Here is a 21,741-nt window from a genome sequence, read left to right as displayed (position 1 = left end):
AACCTTTCACTTCTTCAAAACTATAGCATATCATCATACGGACAACAGTATAATGGTATAAAAACGTATTTGCAATATATAACTTCGCCTATTATGCCAACATTTTGTTAGTAAAGGAGTGATTTCGTTGGTTCTCGGTATTTTAACTTCTCAGCCTCATTATGAGCAAACGTATTACACCGAAATCGCTAAACGAGCTCGGCTTTATCATAATGTCGTTGCCCAGTTTACGCCATTTGGTATTGATCCTAAAACAGATCTTATTTCTGGTCTGATTTATGATACTGATACAGGAAAATGGAAAGAGCATATATTCCCTATTCCTTCTTATATATACGATCGTTCTTCTTTTAACGAAGAAACAGACTTCGAAAAAGCAAAGACAATTATTCACTCATTACACAACCGCCCTACCACTACCTTTTTAAATAACACACTCATTGACTTAAGCGAACTACACGATTTATTTCTCACGAATAAAAAATTATCTCCTTATATACCAAAATTTGAAACAGCAACGATACAAAACGTTTTCAAGCTGTTATTAAAAACAAAAGATATTATTATACGTCCTACTCATACATATTCTACTGAAAATCTGTACCGGATCGCTTACAAAAATAAAACGTTTCATATCGATATGATAAGTGACGCATATCATACTTCTACTTCAATCAAACGGACAGATGAATTTATATCTTGGTACAAACGTAACATACGATCAGCACGTTACATCACCCATACAATGCTGCAGCCACCAAATCAATTAACATACCCACTCCATATTCGGACCATTTTGCAAAAGAATAAAGAACAGCAGTGGAACGTTATCGGTCAATTTATACAAAAAAGCTCATTTCCGAATCAACTTTTACTTTCCGCAACAGATGATTCCTCGCTGCATTCATTTTCAAAAATTAAATACGTACTATCTAGTACTGGGGTACAATTATTACAAGATGCTTTACATGACATTATAAATGAAGTGTTTCAAACATTAGATCAATCTTATTCTTCGTTATTCGAGCTAGAGCTTTCCACCATTATGGATCAAAAAGGGGCCATTTGGCTTATGTATGTCAACACGATTCCCCCGTACGAACATTACATTCGTCATAGTGATTCATTAGCCGAGAAAATATATCACGGACCGCTAACATTTAGTCGCTTTACACCATAATGAAAGGAGGCAATTTCATTTTGAAAGAGCATATATATACGTTAAATATTTCAGATGAGCATCCAAATAGTATTACTTTACCTTATATTTTTTCCATTACACCACCCATTACATCCCTTTCCTTCGGCGTACGCCATGTTGCAAGTGAAGAGGTAAAAATTCATTATTCCTTTACTCGCGAAATCATTATCGGAAAACAAATCGCAGAGAAACTTTTACTTCCTCATTCCACTACTATCCATGCATTCACGCAAAATGAAACCATTATTTTCGGACCATTAATCGGGATTTTTACAACTGGTTTTAACGATGACTCTTCTAATCCTTTAGGACGCCGTTCAACTTCTCTTGGCGAGTTACTAACGCCGCCATTCACTTTGAGACCGTTTGTATTCGTTTTTGGTGTGGAACATATAGACTGGGAAGATGAAACAATTGAAGGATATTTCTTTCAAGAAGGGCAATGGATTAAGAAAAAAGTACCTTTTCCGAATGTCATTTATGACCGATTACCAAATCGGAAAGCTGAAAATTATAAACCAATCGTAAGAGCAAAAAGAAAATTAGAGCATAACTATGCTATTCCATGGTTTAATCCAGGTTTTTTTAATAAATGGGAAGTGCATCAACTTCTTGTGAAAGATGAATCCATTATGCCATTCTTACCAAACACAGAAACATTTCAGCACTTCGAACAAGTTGAACGATTTCTCGGAACGTATAAATCGATTTACATGAAACCGATACACGGTAGCTTCGGGAGAAATATTCATCAACTATTTTATTCTCAAGCAGAGAATTGCTACTACTGTCGTTATCGCGAAAATGAAGAAAATAAACTAAGAAAGTACCAATCATTAGAAACGCTTTTAAATCATGTGTTAAAAGGACATGATTTAAAAAAATTTATCGTACAACAAGGTATTTCCTTACTTCGCTTCGACGGGCAACCTGTTGATTTCCGTATTCATACAAATAAAAATCATTTCGGTCAATGGATGGTCAGTGCAATCGTCGCAAAAATTGCTGGCAAAGGTAGCTTAACAACGCATGTAAATAGCGGCGGGAATACAAAATTACTGCAAGAACTTTTTCCAGATTCAACGAAACAAGTTCAAATTGAAAATAAATTAAAACATACAGCCTTACAAATCAGTTACGCGCTCGATGAACAAGTAACCGGAAATATCGGAGAAATCGGCTTTGATATCGGTTTAGACACGCAGGAAAACCCGTGGCTCTTTGAAGCAAACTCTAAACCTGGGCGGACTGTATTCCAAGATGAAAAGTTAAAAGAACAAAGTGAACTGACGCGCCAATTATTTTACGAATATGCCATCTACTTAACTGAACATTCTTTGCGCGATGCAAAAGAAAAAATGTCTCAAATAAAATCAGATGCTTCCTCAAACACCGAGCATATCCCTTCCCCTATGATTCATTCACAAATACGAAAACAAAAACTTCCACCTCATTCATAAGGTGGAAGTTTTCTATTTACACAAGTTTCACTACAACCTCTGTTTCCACATTACACATCCCGCAATAAAAAACATGATTGCAGTACTCTTGTGAATTACTATGTGTTAAACCATCTACTACGCTTAATAATTCTTGATCCATATACGCACTATAATCGTCTATGTAATCTACAGTTTTCCCATAATCTTGGAGTATACCTTGGCAATTTTGACAAGAATATGTTTGTGATTCTAATGCGTTACAAAGCGGGCAAATTCCCATCATGATTCCTCCATACGTTTTCGTTTAAAAGCATCTAGTCACACGTAGAACCGGCTATGAAGTTGCTACAGATTTAATTGTAATAAGTCATAAATAACAAGTTAATGATTTGCCCCCGATTAGCGGGATACAAAAAGAAAAGCATATTTCAAATCGCTCTTAGTTTAGCCTTCTTTCTAAAAAATACAACGATTACTCTTATTTCATAATTTACGAAATCACTAATATTTTTTTACAAAATTTACAAATTATTATTTCGTATATCTTTCTAGGTAACATCCATACTATGAGTACAAACTTAATTACCGATGGATTAGCGCCAACGGGGCGATAATCTGGTTCAAATCCAGCTAGTCCAACCAAAAAAATTTTTATAACTCTAAGGAGGATATATTCCTATGGCAAACCAAAGTTCTTACAATCAATTAGTAGTACCAGGTGCAACAGCTGCAATCGATCAAATGAAGTACGAAATCGCTCAAGAATTTGGTGTACAATTAGGAGCAGATTCTACGGCTCGCGCTAACGGTTCAGTTGGTGGAGAAATTACAAAACGTCTAGTTGCAATGGCTGAGCAAAGCCTTGGCGGATTCCAAAAATAAATATATATGGCAAAAAGGTCTCAAGGCATATACCTTGAGACCTTCCTTCATTTATTGCAACATTTGTAAAAACTTCTTCGTTCGTTCTTCTTTTGGATTGGTAAATACATCTTCTGGTGTACCTTGTTCGACAACGACACCGCCATCCATGAAAATAACGCGGTTCGCAATTTGATGTGCAAAGCGCATTTCGTGCGTTACAATCACCATCGTCATGCCTTCCTTAGCAAGTTCTTTCATTACTTTCAGAACTTCTTGAACGAGTTCAGGATCAAGCGCTGACGTTGGCTCATCAAATAGTAACACTTCCGGCTCCATCGCAAGCGCGCGAGCAATTCCAACGCGCTGTTGTTGTCCGCCTGATAATTGGAACGGATATAAGTCTACTTTATCCGCAAGACCAACTTTTTCAAGGAAATAGTTTGCTTTTTTCTTCGCTTCTTCTTTCCCCATCTTTTTCACTGTAACGAGCCCTTCCATTACATTTTGAAGTGCTGTTAAATGCGGAAATAGATTATGGTGCTGGAATACCATACCTGTTTGTGTACGAAGATTGACAATATCTTTCTTCGATACTTTTTTTGAGAAGTCGAGCTCTTTATTACCGATACGAATATTACCAGCATTCGGTGTTTCTAATACGTTGAGACAACGTAAGAATGTCGTTTTACCAGATCCAGATGGGCCGATAATAACAACAACTTCCCCCTTCTCAACTGATAAATCTATATGCTTTAATACGGTATTATCTCCGAAACTTTTTTGTAAATGTTGAATTGAAATCATAAAAACAAAAACTCCTTTTATGAAAGGGTTATTTTAGAGTGTAACGTTCTGAACGTTTTTCTAATATTTGTTGCACAATAGATAATAAGAAGCAAATTGCCCAATAAATTAGACCTGCTTCGAAATAAACAATTAAAAACTCGTAATTCATTGCCGCAATTTCCTGCGCTTTTCGGAACATTTCTGTTACTAAAATTAACGATGCTAATGAAGTATCCTTCACTAAACTAATAAATGTATTCGAAAGCGGCGGGATAGATACGCGCGTTGCCTGCGGTAAAATAACACGTTTTAACGCTTGCGGATATGTCATCCCAATTGTGTAAGCTGCTTCCCACTGTCCTTTCGGGATTGAAAGGATAGAAGCACGAATAATTTCAGATGCATACGCACCAACATTTAATGAAAATCCAATAACTGCTGCTGTATATGGCTCAACTTCAATATTAAGAGTTGGAAGACCATAGAAAATAATAAATAACTGTACAAGAAGTGGCGTTCCGCGAATGATAGATACATAGATACGAGCAATCCATTGTAAAATACGACTACCTGAAATACGTGCGAGCGCCGTTAACGTCGCAAGTATAATCCCGATAATAAATGTAATAAGCGTTAATGGAATTGTCGTAAACACAGCTTCCTTCAGCATAGGCATGAAGGAAGACTGCATAATATCTATCCAAGTAGACAATCGATCTGAAACCAACGCACTACTTAGATACATTTTCACCGAACCATTTTTTCGCTATTTTATCGTACGTACCATCTTTTTTCATATCTTCTAACGCTTTATTTACTTCTTGTACTAGCTTGTCGCTACCTTTACGGAATAAGAATCCACTTTGTGACGCTTCTTTTTCTGTATCTACAATTTTAATTTTTGCATCTTTTTTCGTTTCTAAGTAGTTTAACACTGATAATTTATCATTAATTGTGAAATCAACGCGTCCAGTATTTAATAATTCTGCGGCTTGGCTAAAGCCTTCTACATTCGTAATTTCTGCGCCATTTTTCTTAGCAATATCTGCATAGTTACTTGTTAAAGATTGTGCTGCTTTTAATCCTTTTACATCAGTAAATGTAGCCGGTTTATCTTTATCCTTCGCAATAACTAATACCGCTGAAGATGAAACGTATGGGCTAGAGAAGTCATATTTCTTTTGACGATCTTCACGAATACCAACTTCGTTTGCAACCATGTCGAAACGTTTTGCATCTAGACCAGCAAGTAAGCTGTCCCATTGTGTTTCTTTAAATACAGGTTTTACCCCTAAACGTTTTGAAACTTCTTCTGCTAATTCAACGTCAAATCCAGTTAATTTATTGCTTGAATCGTGGAATGTGAACGGTGGATATGTACCTTCTGTTCCAATTACAAGTTCACCACTTTGTTTTATCTTTTGTAACGCATCTTGACTAGCTGTATCTTTTTTCTCTTCTTTACCGCAGCCCGCTACAATTCCGATCGCTAATGTAGTTACTGCAAGTACTGAAAATAATTTTTTCATAATGGTAATCCTCCAAGTATTCTGATAGGAATTTAAAAACTATATTGATTGTATGCAATCTTGAACAATTTTTCAATGAAAATGTTCTTATTTAGTTTATCCTTTTTCTTCATAATCAAACAAAAGGGGAAAAAACGCTACATACAAAAAATAAGTAACATTTTTTAATATAGCATTTATAAAGAAAAAGGTAAAACAATACTTCTTATTTAACTGTCGTGATTCTCTGAAGAATCGATGTGTTCACCAATAAAAAAGAACTTGCGAAAATCACAAGTTCTCCCCCGTACCTATTAAGCGCTCTGATTACCTTCCATTTGCGTTTTATACATATCGTAATAACGCCCGCGCTTTTTCATTAGCTCATCATGAGAGCCTTTTTCTAAAATCGTTCCTCTATCAAGCACAATAATTTGATCTGCGCTTTTAATTGTTGAAAGACGGTGAGCGATAATAAATGTCGTTCTTCCTTTTTTCACAACTTCTAGCGCCTGTTGGATCATCGCCTCTGTTTCTGTATCGATACTAGACGTTGCCTCATCTAAAATTAAAATGGCTGGGTCAAAAGCGAGCGCCCTAGCAAACGATATAAGCTGACGTTCTCCGGTTGAAAGTGTACTTCCTTTCTCCGTAATTTCTTCATCTATATTGTTCGCAAACCGTTCAGCACCAACATCACGTAATGCTTTTACGATGCGCTCTTTTGAAATTTTTTCGTTCTCTAAGCTAACATTGGATGCCACCGTCCCGCTAAATAAAAACGGATCTTGCAATACAATTCCCATATGTTCACGAGTTGCTTGTTTCGGCATCTCTTTTACATCATGACCGTCAATCGTAAGCTTTCCTTTTTCAAACTCATAAAACTGGAAGAGTACATTCATAATCGAACTTTTTCCTGATCCAGTATGACCGACAAGTGCTACTGTCTCGCCTTGTTTCGCTTCAAAAGAAATATTTTTTAACACTTCATCTTTTCCATTATAAGAAAATGACACATTATCAAATTTCACATTTCCTTGTAAACGAGGCATACGTTCCTCTTCTACTACTTCCCCTTTTTCCTCTAACAATTCAAAAACACGTTCTGATGCAACACGCGATTGTTCTAAGTTAGCAAGCTGATTTACCATATTTGTAATCGGAGAGAACAATCTCGTTAAATAATCAACGAACGCATACAGTATCCCTAGAGAAATGACGCCTGAAGCACTTAATGAAGCGCCACCGAAATACCAAATCACACCTGTAAAAGCGATATTTCTTAATACAGACACTAAATTATGAGAAGTTGCTGCATTTAAATTCAAAATTTTATTTTGATACTTAAAATAATCGCCATTTAATTCCTCAAACTCTTTTTTCGTTTCACGCTCTTGACGAAACGCTTGAATGATTGGCATCCCTTGAATAGATTCATTCACTGTTCCGTTAATATCCGATAAACGTGAGCGCATTTTATGATTGTATACAGACGCATACTTTCTATAAAGAATCGCCCACACAATTAAAATCGGGATGATAAGTAAACATAACGTCGCCAATTTTACATCGAGTAAAAATAGCGCGGCGAATATCCCGATAATATAAATGATACTAGAAACGAATGTCGCCAGTACCGTTACGTATAAATCACGAATGGCTTCCGTATCATTCGTTACACGCGATACAATTTTCCCTGCTGGTAAATGATCGAAATAACGAATCGGCAACGTTTGAATATGAGAAAAGACATCCTCCCTCATAATTTGAATAATTTTGTTCGCTGCCTTCTGTAAGAAAAATTGCTTTCCGTATGCAAATAATGAGACAACTACTAATAAAGCGAAATAACCACCACCAAGTAATAATAGGGGGTTTATTTCTGGTTTATAAAATGCAAACACTTCTTCTTTCGTTAATGCTTTCGCTTTATACACTTGCACTGCCTTACCATTTTGGACGGTAATCATATCATCTTTTACAGTACGTGACCCTTCAGCATTCACTTTATTTGGTACAAAGTAATATTGAAAACCGACTTGCATCACGCGTACTTCTTTTCCTTTTTTCTCACCTTCCTGGAAGCGATCACTTCGCTTATAAAAGGCGCCATTATACGAAACAGCCTCTTCACTCTTTTCTGTTTCATACCAAGGTTTCTCTATCCCGACGATATGATCGTCAATCATCGTTTTCGCGACGAAAGGGCCAGCAAGCTCTGCGATGACGAAAATAAATAACATTAGCATCGCTGCAAAAATTGCCCCTTTCACTTTCATCGCATATTGAAACAATCGTTTTGAAACGCTCATATTTTCACCCCATTATCCGCACTTTCACTTTCCCCTTGTTGCCTTTCAAACTGCTCAGCATACCAGCCCCCGCTTCGGATAAGCTGATCATGCGTACCTTCTTCCATAACTTTGCCTTCATCCATAACGAGAATCCAATCCGCATGTTGTACGGCCGATAAACGATGCGTCGTAATAATCGTCGTCTTTCCGCTTCTTTCTGTTCTTATATTTTCAATGATCGCTGCTTCCGTACGAGCATCAACAGCTGATAAAGAATCGTCCAAAATTAAAATTTCTGGATTTTGAATCACAGCTCGCGCAATTGAAATCCTTTGTTTTTGCCCTCCTGATAAAGAAACACCCTTCTCTCCAACGAGCGTTTCTAACCCTTCTGGTAAAAACTCTAAATCCTTTGTAAACGCCGCAATTTCAATCGCTTTCTCGAGTTCTTCTTCAGTCGCTTCTCGGTTCCCGAATAAAATATTTTCCCTCGCTGTTTTTGAGAACAAAATATGTTCCTGAGGTACATACCCAATCCATCCGAGTACATTTTCATTTGTTATTTTATCTAACGTCACATCAGAGACCGCAATATCCCCATCACCAAGCGGATATTGACGCAGAAGCTGACGTACAAGCGTCGTTTTTCCGCTTCCTGTTTTCCCGACAACCCCTAGCGTTTCTCCTTGTTTTAATGTAAACGAAACCTTCTTTAAATTTGTTTCAGTTGATGAAGGATATGAAAAGGTAACGTCATCAAACTGAATATAATCCGGCTCTTGTACAAGCTTTGGATTTTTTGGATCTTTTACATCTGGTTCATACGCTAACGTTTCATTCACACGGTCTAACGAAGCATTTCCTCTTTGCATAACATTGATTAATTCGCCAATTGCAAACATCGGCCAAATCATCATCCCTAAATACACATTAAAAGAAACGAGTTCACCAAGTGTTACCTTTGATTGAAATACAAGATATGCGCCATACACTAAACCAATTAAATAACTAAGGCCAACAAGCATTTTCACAGTTGGCTGGAATAATGCATCGATTCTCGCTACCTTCATATTTTTTTCGTAGACGTCATCTCCTAAATGATGAAATCTTTCTTGATCTGCGTTCTCTTGTACGTATGCACGAATAACGCGCACACCAGCGATCGATTCTAATACTTTATCGTTCATATCACCGAACGCATCTTGCGCAACTGTAAATCTTTCATGCAATTTCTTTCCATATATATTCATCGCATACGCCATAATCGGAAGCGGTATAAGTGCCGCAAATGTAAGCTCCCAACTAATTGTAAATCCCATCATACAAACGATTGTAAGCATATATAAACTCGAATCCACGAGCGTTAATATACCGAAACCAGCTGTCATAGCAATTGCTTTTAAGTCATTTGTCGCTCTCGCCATTAAATCGCCAGTACGATTTTTTTGATAAAACGTCGGTGTCATTTTAAGTAAATGCCCCATAAATTTAGAGCGCATCGTTTTCTCCAGTACGAATGCACCGCCAAACAATTGATGTTGCCAAACGAAAGTAAGACCGTATCCAACGATCGTAACCCCAATTAAAATAAGAATAGATTGCATAATTGCTTCATTCGATAACGTTCCTGTTTTTATGTTATCAATCGTAACCCCTAGCACTTTCGGGGGAATGACTTCAACTATATTTACAATTAAAAGAGCTCCAATAGCGATACTATATCTCTTCCAATGTTCTTTAAAAAACCATTTTAACTTTAGTAATACTGATAACAATGTAACCTCTCCCTTCTCGTTCTCGTTTCACTCCCATTTCTTTACCCACTATCCAGACCCATCACATTTACATTTCGTAATCCATACAATCTCATCACATTTTTCCACCTTCCAAAGTTTTATATAGTAACATGGAAAACAAAAAAAAGCATACCGCCGCTTGACGATATGCACAGAAATGCATAAAAGCGTACGTTACGATATACGCAACGTACGCTTTTATAAGACAAAGATGCCCTATATATCCGTACGGGTTGCGTAATGATATGAATGTTTTCTGCCATTTAACAGAACTAAGCCCATTACATTTACGATTACAATCATTACGCACACCCCCTTCATTTATTTTCCATTTATAATCTTACAACTTTATTGAGTATTCTGTCAATTGTTTTTTTAGCTATAGAATAAAAATATACGCTACATCATTTTGAAATAAGGGAATCTTCTGTAAGAAAGGGCATACAAAATAAAAAAAGAATAAGAAATCGTTTTCACAAACATTTCATTTGAAAAATGTTATCAAACACCCTACAATCACCTTATACTCACTCTTACAAGTTGCTATTTTAGGAGGACTAATCATGACAACTAGCAATACGTACAAATTTTATTTAGACGGAGAATGGAGAGAAAGCTCTTCAGGAGAAACAATCGAAATTCCATCTCCATACTTACACGAAGTAATTGGACAAGTACAAGCAATTACTCGCGGAGAAGTAGATGAAGCAATTGCATCTGCAAAAGAAGCTCAAAAATCATGGGCAGAAGCTTCTCTACAAGATCGCGCAAAATATTTATATAAATGGGCTGATGAGCTCGTAAATATGCAAGATGAAATTGCCGATATCATTATGAAAGAAGTCGGTAAAGGATATAAAGATGCGAAGAAAGAAGTTGTTCGTACAGCTGACTTCATTCGTTACACAATCGAAGAAGCTCTTCATATGCACGGAGAAAGCATGATGGGCGATAGCTTCCCTGGCGGAACGAAATCTAAACTTGCGATCATCCAACGCGCACCACTTGGTGTTGTATTAGCAATCGCACCGTTTAACTACCCAGTAAACTTATCTGCTGCAAAACTTGCACCAGCATTAATTATGGGTAACGCTGTTATTTTCAAACCAGCAACTCAAGGTGCAATTAGTGGTATTAAAATGGTTGAAGCACTTCATAAAGCTGGCCTTCCAAAAGGACTTGTAAACGTAGCGACAGGACGCGGTTCTGTAATTGGTGACTACTTAGTAGAACACGAAGGCATCAATATGGTATCGTTCACAGGTGGTACAAACACAGGTAAACATTTAGCGAAAAAAGCTGCAATGATTCCACTTGTATTAGAACTTGGTGGTAAAGACCCTGGTATCGTTCGTGAAGATGCTGACTTACAAGATGCTGCAAACCATATCGTAAGCGGTGCATTCTCTTACTCTGGTCAACGTTGTACAGCTATTAAACGTGTACTTGTACACGAAAACGTAGCAGACGAGCTTGTTAGCTTATTAAAAGCGCAAGTAGCTGAACTATCAGTTGGATCTCCAGAACAAGACAGCACAATCGTTCCATTAATCGACGACAAGTCTGCTGACTTCGTTCAAGGTTTAGTTGACGACGCTGTAGAAAAAGGTGCAACAATCGTTATCGGTAACAAACGTGAGCGTAACTTAATTTACCCAACATTAATCGACCACGTAACAGAAGAAATGAAAGTTGCTTGGGAAGAGCCATTCGGCCCAATCCTTCCAATCATCCGTGTTTCTTCAGATGAGCAAGCAATTGAAATTGCTAACAAATCAGAGTTCGGCTTGCAAGCAAGTGTCTTCACAAAAGACATTAACAAAGCATTTGCAATTGCTAACAAAATCGAAACTGGTTCTGTTCAAATTAACGGACGCACAGAGCGCGGCCCTGACCACTTCCCATTCATCGGTGTAAAAGGTTCAGGTATGGGCGCACAAGGTATTCGTAAGAGCCTTGAGTCTATGACACGTGAAAAAGTAACTGTATTAAACTTAGTTTAATCTTATATGTAGAAGCTGATCTAGTTTTAGATCAGCTTCTTTTTATATCAAATAATTATTCATTCCTAATAACAAACTCTTCTCTATAATCTGATTATTACTATATCCATTGACGTATAAAAATTCATTTGTTACTCTTAAAGACGTTAATTTAATATTTAAATCCTCATTCGTATCTCGGTGAGGTAGAGGTTGCAGTCATTAAGAGTATCATTTCAGGAGATGTAGTGGCATTGATGAAGGAATGAGAAAGGAATGATTGCCGAAGTAAGTCGTGTCCACCATGCACACTTGCTGGGTCTGCATTTAATAAGTGCAGAACTGTCACAAACGTTTCGTTTGTGGAGAGCTATCGAGAGGTATGTCGTGGGTTTCTTATAAGATAGAAAGCATGTAGCGGCAAATTACGTGCTTTTTTTGTTTTGTTTGGGACTTCTCTTCTCTACTAAGAAGACATACATATCTCCTCGCTTGACTTGGTTATACTAACTTTGGAGGTATTTTCTATGCAACAAAAAAAATGGGGCTTTTGGGTACTAACAGCTTTCGTTGTCGGTAACATGGTTGGCGCTGGGATTTTCATGGTGCCAAGTACGTTGGCACAAACAGCAAGCCCTCTCGGTGTCACTTTAGCTTGGTTAACAACAGGGTTTGGTGTTTTAATGCTAGCTCTTGTTTTCGGTAATTTAGCAATTCGTCGTCCTGATTTAACGACAGGACCACAAAGTCATGCATATGCTTTATTCTCATCACCAAAAAAGAAAAAAATGGCTGGTTTCAGTATGGTATGGGGATATTGGGTTGCAAACTGGGCAAGTAACGTTGCCATCATTACATCTTTCGCGGGATATTTATCACTCTTCTTCCCAATTATGAAAGATACACGACTACTATTTTCAATCGGCTCGTTCGATATAGAAGTTGGAAAACTCATTACATTTACGATTTGTTCTATCTTACTTTGGGGAACTCATATTATATTAACAAACGGTGTAAGCGGAGCTGGAAAGCTAAACTTCTTAGCAACAACAACGAAAGTAACTGGATTCCTTTTATTCATCGTCGTTACGTTATTTGCATTCGAAGCTTCTAAGTTTGGACAATGGTACACACCGATGATCGATAAATCAGGCGTATCACACGGCCTTCTTTCACAAGTAAATTTAGCGGCTCTTACAACGCTTTGGGCATTTATCGGAATTGAATCAGCAGTACTTTTATCAAACCGTGCTACCTCTCCCAAAACAGTAAAACGCGCAACGGTAGCTGGATTACTTATTACAGTTGCGATTTACTTAGGAATTACAATTTTAACAATGGGTGTCCTTCACGTTGATAAATTACAAGCTTCGGAACGTCCATTAGCAGACGCATTAAACGCTGCAATGGGTCATGGCGGCGGGAAACTGATGGCATTACTTGCTCTTACTTCCCTATTCGGTTCTATCTTAGGTTGGATTTTATTAAGCTCGGAAGTACCGTATCAAGCAGCAAAAGAAGGTTTCTTCCCTTCCTTCTTCACAAAAACGAACAAAAAAGGAAGTCCAATTTACTCATTACGATTAACAAACATTATGTCGCAAGTGTTCTTATTCTCAACATTATCAGGAACGATTGCGGAAGCTTATACATTCGTTATTACCGTATCAACACTAGCCTACCTCATTCCATATCTCGTTTCACCAATCTTCCAGTTAAAACTAGTCGCAACTGGTGAAACATATAAAAATGAAATACGAGCAAGAATTACAGATGGCATAGTCGCAGTAATCGCACTTTGTTACGCACTATGGGTTATTAAAACAGGTGCATCCGATATAAAAACGTTCCTTCTCGGAATTGGTTTATTCGTAATCGGCTTTGCCTTCTATCCATTAATGAATCGTGATCAGAAAAAAAATAACGAAAAGAAAAACGAGCAAGTTGCGTAACGCAATTTGCTCGTTTTTTCTTTTATAAAACATATATAATAGAACAAAGAGGTGAAAAACATGTCAATCGAATCGCTATGGAGCAGTCGCTTCCAACAACATATTCAAAATATCATTACATACTTTGCACGTATGATTAACGGTTTACTATATAGCTTTATCTTCGTTGTCTGTATAGGTGCTTATTATTACGCAAAGTTTCTTAAGACAGCTCCTTCTAAAGGACTATCTTTATTACTTATTACAATCGTCCTAACAGCGATTATAACGAGATGCCCTATCCGTACATTTATTCAGAAACCTGATGCTGTCTATTTACTCGCACTAGAAGAGAAACTAACATCTTATTTCAAAAAATCTCTTCTATATAATTACATCATTCAGCTTTTCCCATTATTATTTACGTTCCTTATTCTCGTTCCACTTGCATTGCAGTCATTACAATTAACGGTCCCTTTCTTATGTACAATCTTTCTCGTTTTAATGATTACGAAAGCTTGGAACATGTACATACATTGGATATGGCGTGATAGTCACGAAAAAAACATATGGTTCATTATTCGGATTACTTGTAACGCACTAATTATTTACATGCTGTTTTACTCAGCAAATGTTCTCATATTAGGCGGATTACTCTTACTACTTGCTTTCCTGCTTCTATATACGAAAAAGCAGCCAACAAAACGAATACCGTGGGATTACATAATTGAACAAGAAGAAAAAATGAACGTTCGTTTTTATCAATTTGCTAGCATCTTCACCGATGTGCCGCAACTAAATAAGCAAGTAAATAAAAGAAAATGGCTTACAAATTGGATTGAACCTTTATTACATAAAAAGCGAGCAACTTTCTTCTACTTACATACACTAGCATTTTTACGCGGAAATGATTATTTCGGTATATATATTCGCTTAGGATTGATCGGTGCCTTCGCCTTATATTTTATACCAAACATATACGTAAAAGGCGCTATCGCATATATCGTCCTATATATGATTTCTATGCAAATGCGTTCCCTGTGGAAATATTTTTCGGGAAATATTATTGCAGCATTATATCCGATTCATACCGAAGAAAAAATGAAGGAATTTCTTAACTTAATTTTCATATTGCTAAGTATTCAACTCGTTGTATTTTCAACTGTTATACTCATTGCTACAGGTCAATTTTTACATAGCCTTATCATTATGATTATCGGGTTAATCTGGATCAAATTTATTATTGTACCAAAAACGAAGCAACGCGTTTCTTCGTTTTAACGAAAAGAAGTATCTTAAAAGCCAAGGAGAAAATAAATTATCTCCTTGGCTTGTTTATTTTTCTTCCTCAAACAAGAATTACCGCAACAACCGCTATTCTATGATTTTTACATACAAAAATGATAATACATGTTTACGTCCTAATAAAAAGGGTATGTATTAAATTAACAGGGCAAAGGAACTGAAGGGAATGGAAAAATATGAATTAAAGTTTCACTTTATAAAAGACATTGCTCAAGGACAATTCTGAAATCGATAATACAATATAAGGAGCTGATTGCAATGAGTAAAAAAATTGCTATTTTAATAACGGATTATTTCGAGGATACAGAATACACAGAGCCAGTGGAAGCTTTTCATCAAAAAGGATATGAATTAACAACTATTGAAGCAGAAAAAGGTAAAACAGTACACGGTAAACAAGGAAATAGTGAAGTCGTAATCGATAAAGGTATCGATGATGTTTCTTCAGAGGACTTTGATGCCCTCTTCATACCAGGCGGATTTTCCCCAGATATACTTCGTGCAGATGAACGTTTTGTTCGATTTAGCAAAGCATGTATGGATGCGAAAAAACCTGTTTTTGCTATTTGTCACGGACCCCAATTACTCATCACTGCACAAACACTTGAAGGACGCGATGTGACTGGCTATAAATCCATTGAGGTTGACTTAAAAAATGCTGGTGGACATTTTCATGACAAAGAGGTTGTCGTATGCCAAAATCAGCTAGTAACAAGTAGACAACCGGAGGATATCCCAGCGTTTATTGAAGAATCGTTGCGCATATTAGGATAGTTACTTTGATTAATCCCCTTTTATTTATATGAAAGGATGTAATCAGTGGGGTTTTGTTCATCCCCCACTGATTATTAGTTGAACCAATCGGACGTTTACGGACAGTTGATCTCCCACCTAACTGCTTTGCTCCAACTGAATTTTGAAGTGGGAGTTTTACTGTCCGTTAACGCGGGATAAATACAAAAGATGGGAGCCTTAATTATGAATAACACTCCACCTTCAACGCCCCCAAATCCTACAGAAACAAATACTCGTGAAGTGAGCTTACAAACGTTACGCGTTATCGGGCTTATCGTACTGATTAGCGGCTACATATTAGTAGCTCTTTCTGAAGTAGGAACTTTAAAAAATCTTTTACTAAAGCTTAGAACTACTCCAAATTTAGCTGAAGTTGATCCATTTTAAAAATTATATAAAAAAGGAGTCCCGCATTCACATGCAAAAAGCCCCTTACAAAAAGGGGCTTTCCAATAACTCTTTATTCTCATTACTTCGCAAAACTTTCAGCTAGCTGTTTCTCTCTCCACATAAATGTAATAGCGAGACCAACTATTAAAACAACTCCTGAGAAAGCATATGGATAATGAATATTCATATCAAATAATATTCCGCCCATCGCTGGTCCTGCGATATTTCCTAAACTCGTATAAGTCGAGTTCATACCAGCAACGAATCCTTGCTCTTTTCCAGCTGCTTTTGATAAGAACGTCGTTAAAGCTGGACGTAGTAAATCAAATGCAAGGAAAATGAAGCAAGTAACGAGAAGTACAATCCAATAATTAAAGACTACAGTTGAAACAAACGCTAATACTGCACCTACAATTAAACAGATTTGAATTAACACTTTTTCACCGAACATGTCGACCAATTTGCCAAACATAAATACTTGCACAACTACCCCAAAGATTGAACTAATTGTAATAATCGCCGCAATATCTTTCGGTGTGAATCCAAACTTATGATCAGAGAACAGACTAAACACAGTTTCATACGCTGATAATCCGAATGCGAGTACAAATACGATAATAAATGCAATTGCATACATTGGATGTAATGATTTCTTTAAATCACCAATAAAACTTGATTCTTTCGTATTAGAAGAAATCTCTGCAAGCTCTTCTTTCGTTAACGGCTCTTTTAAAATAAAGATAGAAATTACACATGCTATAAAAGCAATTGCTGCTGCAACGAAAAACGGTACACGTATACCGTATTCTGCAATAAATCCGCCAATTCCAGGCCCTATAATAAACCCGGTACTAATCGCCGCAGATAAATATCCCATCGCCTTTGGACGTTCCTGCATAGATGTAATATCCGCAACATATGCCGTAACACCAGGCATAATAAACGCGGCACTAATTCCGCCTAAGACCCGTGCTGCATAAAGCATCCACACATCTTTTCCTAATCCAAAAAGAAGTTCTGAAACACCAAAAATAAATAATCCAATGATGATCATTTTCTTCCTACCGTAAAGATCGACCCACCGGCCTGTAATAGGTGAAGCTATAAGCTGAGCCATTGCAAACACTGCAACGAGATACCCCATCGTCTTCCCTGTTAAACTCATGTCATTCATAAAGGACGGCATAACCGGAATGATTAATCCAATCCCTAAAAAAGCGATAAATATATTACTCAAAAGAATGACCAATACCATCTTTTGTTCTTTTATCGGTTTCTTCACTTTTTAACACCTCTTCCCGTAAGCTCCTCTCAAAAAAAATAATGCCCAAGAAGCTTTTTCTTTATCCTACTATTTGTGGGCTAATCATGAGTAGAGATGCCTCCACTCATTAGAATTGCACACTATCCTTCCACACATACATAAGCATTAGGTGAATGACTATCATTCAGTTTTCCTCAAAAATGAACCTACCTTTTCAGACAGGTTCATCTCACTATTTCTTTATATGTAGTGCATGTGTTAAAAAATCTAGTACTTCTGCCTTTTGTAGCTCGACTTGCTCTTCATCTTTATGATCATATAAATAAACTTGTTCCGCTGCTGATTCAACAAGAGCGATAAATAATTTCGCTGTTCGCTCTGCGTGAACCGAATCACGAATTTCACCAGCTTCTTTCGCCTCATTTAAAAATTCACTTAGCCACATATAAAGAGGCTCATACACAGCTTCCCATTCTTTTATATGTTCCGTAGATGCAAGACCTGCATACATTAAAGCTTGTATTTCACGATACTCAGCTATGAAGTGAAACACCGCATCTATTACTTGCGTAACTTTACTTGAGAAAGGCGCATCATTTTGCACTTTTTCTTTCACTGCAAGGATCATCTTCTCAACCATCACTTCTGCTATTGCAGGCATAACAGATAACTTAGAAGGAAAATATAAATAGAAAGTTCCTTGTGCAATGCCAGCCAATTTCACGATATCAGAAATCTTCGTTTTTTCAACGCCCTTTTCCTGAAACACTTCAATAGCTGCATAGACAATTTTCTCTTTTTTATTCATCATCTAAACCCTTTCAAACGCGTATTGAATGACTGTCACTCATTTTATAAAATAACTAGCTGTACTGTCAATTATCGTGCACTTTTTATAACAAAAATCTCCTAACAACTTGTTAGGAGATACAATATATCTTTACGAAAGAGCCTTTAATCCTGTCACTCCGCATACAATAAGAGCCACACTAATGATACGCGCTTTACTTTTTGACTCACCAAACAGGAACATGTTTAATAAAACGGCACCTGCTGTTCCAATACCAATCCAAACCGCATACGCGACACTGACTTGTAAGAATAAGAAAGATGTATACAAGAATGCAAAGGATGTAGCAAACCCGCCTATATAAAGTGCCCCATTTGCTAACGTTTTATCTTTACTATACATTTTAAGACCGATCACACCGACTATTTCACTAATTGCAGCACAAAATACGAAAAACCAACCCATCTTTAAGCAGCTCCTTCCACAGTTTCTTCCTTATTATCAGCTAGCTTTAAACCGATAACGCCAGCTACAACCATCACGATAAAGAATAATTTCCCTACACTGAAACTCCCGCCGAAAAGGAATACGTCCATTAAGAAAGTACCTACCGTACCAGCTCCGGCGAAAATGGCATACACAGTCCCTGTCGCAAGATGCTCACACGCTTTAGAAAAGAAGTGAAAATCAACAGCGATAACTCCTAAAATAATAATCCAATGCCACCAAGTATCGGCCGTATTAAAACCAAACACCCAAAAAATTTCAAAGATACATGTTAATATGACATATAACCAAGCTCTATTTTTCATACCTCTCACCTCTTATGACTGACTATCAGTCATTTTTGTTTTAAAAAAATATACTCCTTTATCACTACTATATATAAACAACTATCATCCTCATTTACCGTTATATTTGTTCCATTTCCAAGCAAACTACATCCTGTTATATAAAAATGACTGAATGTCATTCATAAATATTGTACATGAATATTTTAAAATCTGTCAATGCCGAAAGTTTATTTTAAATTTATTTCATCCGGTTTGTATATTTCCTAATAATCTGTTAATACTGCTAGTAACATAATATTTTCTCCACTCCCCCTTGGAGAGATCCCTTTAATAGAGCAGTTAGCGTTTGCTAGCTGCTCTTTTTTATATTTGTTTCACCCAACATACCGAATCATCGCCACCTCATCACAATAATCAACCTTTGGACAATGCATACAATCAATCCATACTTTCTCTGGTAGCGCATCTCTATTCACAAAATCAAACCCGCATTTTTGAAAAAATTCCGTTTCATACGTTAAAGAAATGACTCTACTCACTTTTATTTTCGCTGCCTCATTTATTACATGGTTCACTAACATACGCCCGATTCCTTTTCCTGCATATGTATGCGAAACGACCAAAGACCGTACTTCTGCAAGGTCTTCCCCTAATACATGTAATCCAGCAACTCCAACAATTTCCCCGTCTGCTTTCATCACATATAAACATTGCAAATATTGATAGAGAGACAACAAAGAACGCGGTAAAACAACTCCCTCTTTTGCGTAAGTTTCAATGAGACTATAAATTTCTTTCACATCACTCGTAACTGCATTAAAGATTTTCATATTCTATCCCCTTGCCCCCGATATTAATATTTATAAACTTAAATGAATTTTAATACACAATTTTATATAATAATACATCTCTCCTATCTCCTCGTCAATCACTTTATACAAACAAAAAACCAAGCAATCTAATCGATGCTCGGTTCCTCATTTCGTATCGGTAATACGGTCGAATATTTAATTTCACGAAGTGCTAAACTCGTCTGTATCCTTGTAATACCAAGCTTATTCAGCTTTCTAATAAACTGCTCCAGCTCTTTACGATCACGATTTGCAACCTTTAATAAATAATCATACTCTCCTGTTAAACAGTGACACTCTAACACTTCAGGCATCGCTTCTAACTCTTTTTCCAACACTTCAAGCTTATCTGATTGATGAATATTCGTACTCATAAAAATGAAACATAACAAATCAAAACCAAGCTTTTCTTGATTTAAAATGGCGACTTGCTTATCAATGAAACCTTCCCCATCTAATCTTTTTATTCTTGCATGCATCGCAGCCGGTGATAAATTAACGCGGCGCGCAAGCTCTGCATTACTTACATGTGACTCCTTCTGCAATATATCTAAAATTTGTACATCTAAATCATCTAACACTTTAATAACAGATGACTCCACCAAAACTCCCCCTTTTTATTACCGATGATTATTCGAAAAAACACTTTATAATCTACATAAAACTGAATATCTTTCCGTAAATAACATTAAAAACAAAATATCTTATCGACTTTTCCCCATTATACAAAAGAATATATTACATAATAAAGAAAAATGCTAAAATTATTTACAATTCACATTGATTACAACAAAGGGGATTTTAATATGCCTTATTTTTATGTCTTTTTACTATTATTAACGAGCTTATTATGGGGAGGAAATTTCGTCGTCGGAAAATCGCTCGTTAATCATGCGTCTCCGATGACACTTACAAGTTTAAGATGGATCATTGCGATTGTTTGTTTATTACCGATCGTATGGTTTAAAGAAAAGAAAATCATTCCGCCTCGTGCTGCAATACTTCCGTTAATACTAATGGGGATTTCAGGAGTCGCTCTATTTAACATCTTTCAATTTTTAGCTCTAGAAAAAACATCCGCAACGAATGTAGGACTTATTTCTACATTAAATGCGATTTCAATTGCACTATTTTCAGTATTATTTCTAAAAGAAAAAGTAAATACACTTCAAATTCTATCCATGATTCTTTCATTCTTTGGGGTTATTCTTGTCCTATTAAAAGGTAACTTTGCCCTTTTATTTTCACTACATTTTAATAGCGGCGATTTATGGATGATTGCGGCTGTTTGTATTTGGGGCATGTATTCTGTTTGTAGTAAATGGGCAACAAAAACAACTACACCGCTCATGGCGACACTTTACTCTGGTATTTTCGGCGTTATTTTATTACTACCATTTAACATAGGGAGCTTCACTGTTACAAATATAAATACTTCTTTCATCACATCACTTTTATATACAGGGCTTATTTCTACCGTTTTATGTATGGTGTTTTGGAATATCGGCGTACAAAAATTAGGAGCGACTACATCCGGAATTTTTCTAAACTTCAATCCGATTTTCACAGCTATTTTAGCATTCCTTTTCCTCGGTGAAGAACTAACGTGGATACAAATTTTCGGGACAATGATTGTTGTAACAGGATGTTATTTATTTTCTCATTTCAAAACGGTTACTGTTCAGCCAACTAGAGCTTTAATGCGAAAGCATTCTTAATTAAAAAACATCGTCATCCGAGTGGCG

General features: G+C 36.6%; 21 protein-coding genes and 1 riboswitch. Of the genes, 9 read left to right on the top strand and 12 right to left on the bottom strand.

Annotated features, from left to right (window positions below):
- The first annotated feature begins 127 nt into the window (after positions 1 to 127).
- Positions 128 to 1,180 (top strand): YheC/YheD family protein, encoded by a 1,053-nt coding sequence (locus ACTFOB_RS07425; RefSeq protein ID WP_440028494.1) that lies wholly within the window; start codon positions 128 to 130, stop codon positions 1,178 to 1,180.
- Positions 1,181 to 1,200: 20 nt separating this feature from the next.
- Positions 1,201 to 2,661, top strand: coding sequence for a YheC/YheD family endospore coat-associated protein (locus ACTFOB_RS07420; RefSeq protein ID WP_440028492.1), 1,461 nt, complete (start codon positions 1,201 to 1,203; stop codon positions 2,659 to 2,661).
- 16 nt (positions 2,662 to 2,677) lie between these two features.
- Here ACTFOB_RS07420 and ACTFOB_RS07415 read toward each other — a convergent pair whose 3' ends face one another.
- Complete coding sequence (locus ACTFOB_RS07415; protein WP_151631788.1) at positions 2,678 to 2,923, bottom strand: hypothetical protein; 246 nt, start codon at positions 2,921 to 2,923, stop codon at positions 2,678 to 2,680.
- 398 nt (positions 2,924 to 3,321) lie between these two features.
- Between ACTFOB_RS07415 and sasP the strand changes: the two genes are divergently transcribed.
- The gene (sasP, locus tag ACTFOB_RS07410) at positions 3,322 to 3,525 is read left to right on the top strand and encodes a small acid-soluble spore protein, SasP family (RefSeq protein ID WP_000013349.1); all 204 of its coding nucleotides are present in this window, start codon (positions 3,322 to 3,324) and stop codon (positions 3,523 to 3,525) included.
- Positions 3,526 to 3,576: 51 nt separating this feature from the next.
- Here the strand turns inward: sasP and ACTFOB_RS07405 are convergent, their stop codons facing one another.
- The 5 genes from ACTFOB_RS07405 to ACTFOB_RS07385 form a co-directional block, all read right to left on the bottom strand.
- Positions 3,577 to 4,311 (bottom strand): amino acid ABC transporter ATP-binding protein, encoded by a 735-nt coding sequence (locus ACTFOB_RS07405; RefSeq protein WP_440028488.1) that lies wholly within the window; start codon positions 4,309 to 4,311, stop codon positions 3,577 to 3,579.
- A gap of 28 nt (positions 4,312 to 4,339) precedes the next feature.
- On the bottom strand, positions 4,340 to 5,038 hold the full coding sequence (locus ACTFOB_RS07400; RefSeq protein ID WP_033657688.1) for an amino acid ABC transporter permease: 699 nt from the start codon (positions 5,036 to 5,038) through the stop codon (positions 4,340 to 4,342).
- Positions 5,025 to 5,822, bottom strand: a complete 798-nt coding sequence (locus ACTFOB_RS07395) for an amino acid ABC transporter substrate-binding protein (RefSeq protein ID WP_151631536.1) — start codon at positions 5,820 to 5,822, stop codon at positions 5,025 to 5,027. The genes ACTFOB_RS07400 and ACTFOB_RS07395 overlap by 14 nt, the downstream gene beginning before the upstream one ends.
- Before the next feature lie 293 nt (positions 5,823 to 6,115).
- A complete protein-coding gene (locus ACTFOB_RS07390) occupies positions 6,116 to 8,116 on the bottom strand; it encodes an ABC transporter ATP-binding protein (RefSeq protein WP_440028484.1) in 2,001 nt (666 codons plus the stop codon).
- Entirely contained in the window at positions 8,113 to 9,873 is a 1,761-nt protein-coding gene (locus ACTFOB_RS07385) for an ABC transporter ATP-binding protein (RefSeq protein ID WP_440028481.1), read from the bottom strand. The genes ACTFOB_RS07390 and ACTFOB_RS07385 overlap by 4 nt, the downstream gene beginning before the upstream one ends.
- A 584-nt stretch (positions 9,874 to 10,457) precedes the next feature.
- Between ACTFOB_RS07385 and gapN the strand changes: the two genes are divergently transcribed.
- The 5 genes from gapN to ACTFOB_RS07360 all read left to right on the top strand — a co-directional run bounded on the left by gapN (position 10,458) and on the right by ACTFOB_RS07360 (position 16,294).
- The gene (gene gapN, locus ACTFOB_RS07380; protein WP_087985762.1) at positions 10,458 to 11,897 is read left to right on the top strand and encodes an NADP-dependent glyceraldehyde-3-phosphate dehydrogenase; all 1,440 of its coding nucleotides are present in this window, start codon (positions 10,458 to 10,460) and stop codon (positions 11,895 to 11,897) included.
- A 178-nt stretch (positions 11,898 to 12,075) separates the two neighbouring features.
- Positions 12,076 to 12,257: riboswitch (Lysine riboswitch) on the top strand.
- A gap of 146 nt (positions 12,258 to 12,403) precedes the next feature.
- The gene (locus ACTFOB_RS07375) at positions 12,404 to 13,828 is read left to right on the top strand and encodes an amino acid permease (protein WP_440028478.1); all 1,425 of its coding nucleotides are present in this window, start codon (positions 12,404 to 12,406) and stop codon (positions 13,826 to 13,828) included.
- 60 nt (positions 13,829 to 13,888) lie between these two features.
- A complete protein-coding gene (locus ACTFOB_RS07370) occupies positions 13,889 to 15,088 on the top strand; it encodes an ABC transporter permease (protein ID WP_440028476.1) in 1,200 nt (399 codons plus the stop codon).
- A gap of 282 nt (positions 15,089 to 15,370) precedes the next feature.
- Positions 15,371 to 15,886 carry a type 1 glutamine amidotransferase domain-containing protein gene (locus tag ACTFOB_RS07365; protein WP_151631541.1) on the top strand — a complete coding sequence of 172 codons (516 nt, stop codon included), beginning with the start codon at positions 15,371 to 15,373 and terminating at the stop codon, positions 15,884 to 15,886.
- Between the two features lie 204 nt (positions 15,887 to 16,090).
- Positions 16,091 to 16,294 (top strand): hypothetical protein, encoded by a 204-nt coding sequence (locus ACTFOB_RS07360; protein WP_440028474.1) that lies wholly within the window; start codon positions 16,091 to 16,093, stop codon positions 16,292 to 16,294.
- 82 nt (positions 16,295 to 16,376) lie between these two features.
- Here ACTFOB_RS07360 and ACTFOB_RS07355 read toward each other — a convergent pair whose 3' ends face one another.
- The 6 genes from ACTFOB_RS07355 to ACTFOB_RS07330 all read right to left on the bottom strand — a co-directional run bounded on the left by ACTFOB_RS07355 (position 16,377) and on the right by ACTFOB_RS07330 (position 20,598).
- A complete protein-coding gene (locus tag ACTFOB_RS07355; protein ID WP_151631543.1) occupies positions 16,377 to 17,579 on the bottom strand; it encodes an MFS transporter in 1,203 nt (400 codons plus the stop codon).
- Between the two features lie 214 nt (positions 17,580 to 17,793).
- Entirely contained in the window at positions 17,794 to 18,372 is a 579-nt protein-coding gene (locus ACTFOB_RS07350; RefSeq protein ID WP_002070619.1) for a TetR family transcriptional regulator, read from the bottom strand.
- A gap of 129 nt (positions 18,373 to 18,501) precedes the next feature.
- A complete protein-coding gene (locus tag ACTFOB_RS07345) occupies positions 18,502 to 18,816 on the bottom strand; it encodes a DMT family transporter (RefSeq protein ID WP_000539674.1) in 315 nt (104 codons plus the stop codon).
- Positions 18,817 to 18,818: 2 nt separating this feature from the next.
- On the bottom strand, positions 18,819 to 19,163 hold the full coding sequence (locus ACTFOB_RS07340) for a DMT family transporter (protein ID WP_440028469.1): 345 nt from the start codon (positions 19,161 to 19,163) through the stop codon (positions 18,819 to 18,821).
- 356 nt (positions 19,164 to 19,519) lie between these two features.
- The gene (locus ACTFOB_RS07335; protein ID WP_440028466.1) at positions 19,520 to 19,975 is read right to left on the bottom strand and encodes an N-acetyltransferase; all 456 of its coding nucleotides are present in this window, start codon (positions 19,973 to 19,975) and stop codon (positions 19,520 to 19,522) included.
- Between the two features lie 128 nt (positions 19,976 to 20,103).
- Positions 20,104 to 20,598, bottom strand: coding sequence for an Lrp/AsnC family transcriptional regulator (locus tag ACTFOB_RS07330; RefSeq protein WP_144613081.1), 495 nt, complete (start codon positions 20,596 to 20,598; stop codon positions 20,104 to 20,106).
- 204 nt (positions 20,599 to 20,802) lie between these two features.
- Between ACTFOB_RS07330 and ACTFOB_RS07325 the strand changes: the two genes are divergently transcribed.
- The gene (locus ACTFOB_RS07325) at positions 20,803 to 21,714 is read left to right on the top strand and encodes a DMT family transporter (RefSeq protein ID WP_440028462.1); all 912 of its coding nucleotides are present in this window, start codon (positions 20,803 to 20,805) and stop codon (positions 21,712 to 21,714) included.
- The last annotated feature ends 27 nt before the right edge of the window (positions 21,715 to 21,741 follow it).

It is taken from the genome of Bacillus cereus group sp. MYBK79-1 (assembly GCF_051915365.1).
Classification (GTDB): Bacteria; Bacillota; Bacilli; order Bacillales; family Bacillaceae_G; genus Bacillus_A.
The sequence above is the reverse complement of the archived record's forward strand: the minus strand, read 5'-3'. Positions and strand labels throughout refer to the sequence as shown.

Bases quoted from the DNA above. Each gene is read 5' to 3' on its own strand.
- ACTFOB_RS07415 (WP_151631788.1), bottom strand. From the start codon at position 2,923: ATGGGAATTTGCCCGCTTTGTAACGCATTAGAATCACAAACATATTCT.
- sasP (WP_000013349.1), top strand. From the start codon at position 3,322: ATGGCAAACCAAAGTTCTTACAATCAATTAGTAGTACCAGGTGCAACA.
- ACTFOB_RS07405 (WP_440028488.1), bottom strand. From the start codon at position 4,311: ATGATTTCAATTCAACATTTACAAAAAAGTTTCGGAGATAATACCGTA.
- ACTFOB_RS07400 (WP_033657688.1), bottom strand. From the start codon at position 5,038: ATGTATCTAAGTAGTGCGTTGGTTTCAGATCGATTGTCTACTTGGATA.
- ACTFOB_RS07395 (WP_151631536.1), bottom strand. From the start codon at position 5,822: ATGAAAAAATTATTTTCAGTACTTGCAGTAACTACATTAGCGATCGGA.
- ACTFOB_RS07390 (WP_440028484.1), bottom strand. From the start codon at position 8,116: ATGAGCGTTTCAAAACGATTGTTTCAATATGCGATGAAAGTGAAAGGG.
- gapN (WP_087985762.1), top strand. From the start codon at position 10,458: ATGACAACTAGCAATACGTACAAATTTTATTTAGACGGAGAATGGAGA.
- ACTFOB_RS07375 (WP_440028478.1), top strand. From the start codon at position 12,404: ATGCAACAAAAAAAATGGGGCTTTTGGGTACTAACAGCTTTCGTTGTC.
- ACTFOB_RS07370 (WP_440028476.1), top strand. From the start codon at position 13,889: ATGTCAATCGAATCGCTATGGAGCAGTCGCTTCCAACAACATATTCAA.
- ACTFOB_RS07365 (WP_151631541.1), top strand. From the start codon at position 15,371: ATGAGTAAAAAAATTGCTATTTTAATAACGGATTATTTCGAGGATACA.
- ACTFOB_RS07360 (WP_440028474.1), top strand. From the start codon at position 16,091: ATGAATAACACTCCACCTTCAACGCCCCCAAATCCTACAGAAACAAAT.
- ACTFOB_RS07350 (WP_002070619.1), bottom strand. From the start codon at position 18,372: ATGATGAATAAAAAAGAGAAAATTGTCTATGCAGCTATTGAAGTGTTT.
- ACTFOB_RS07345 (WP_000539674.1), bottom strand. From the start codon at position 18,816: ATGGGTTGGTTTTTCGTATTTTGTGCTGCAATTAGTGAAATAGTCGGT.
- ACTFOB_RS07340 (WP_440028469.1), bottom strand. From the start codon at position 19,163: ATGAAAAATAGAGCTTGGTTATATGTCATATTAACATGTATCTTTGAA.
- ACTFOB_RS07335 (WP_440028466.1), bottom strand. From the start codon at position 19,975: ATGAAAATCTTTAATGCAGTTACGAGTGATGTGAAAGAAATTTATAGT.
- ACTFOB_RS07325 (WP_440028462.1), top strand. From the start codon at position 20,803: ATGCCTTATTTTTATGTCTTTTTACTATTATTAACGAGCTTATTATGG.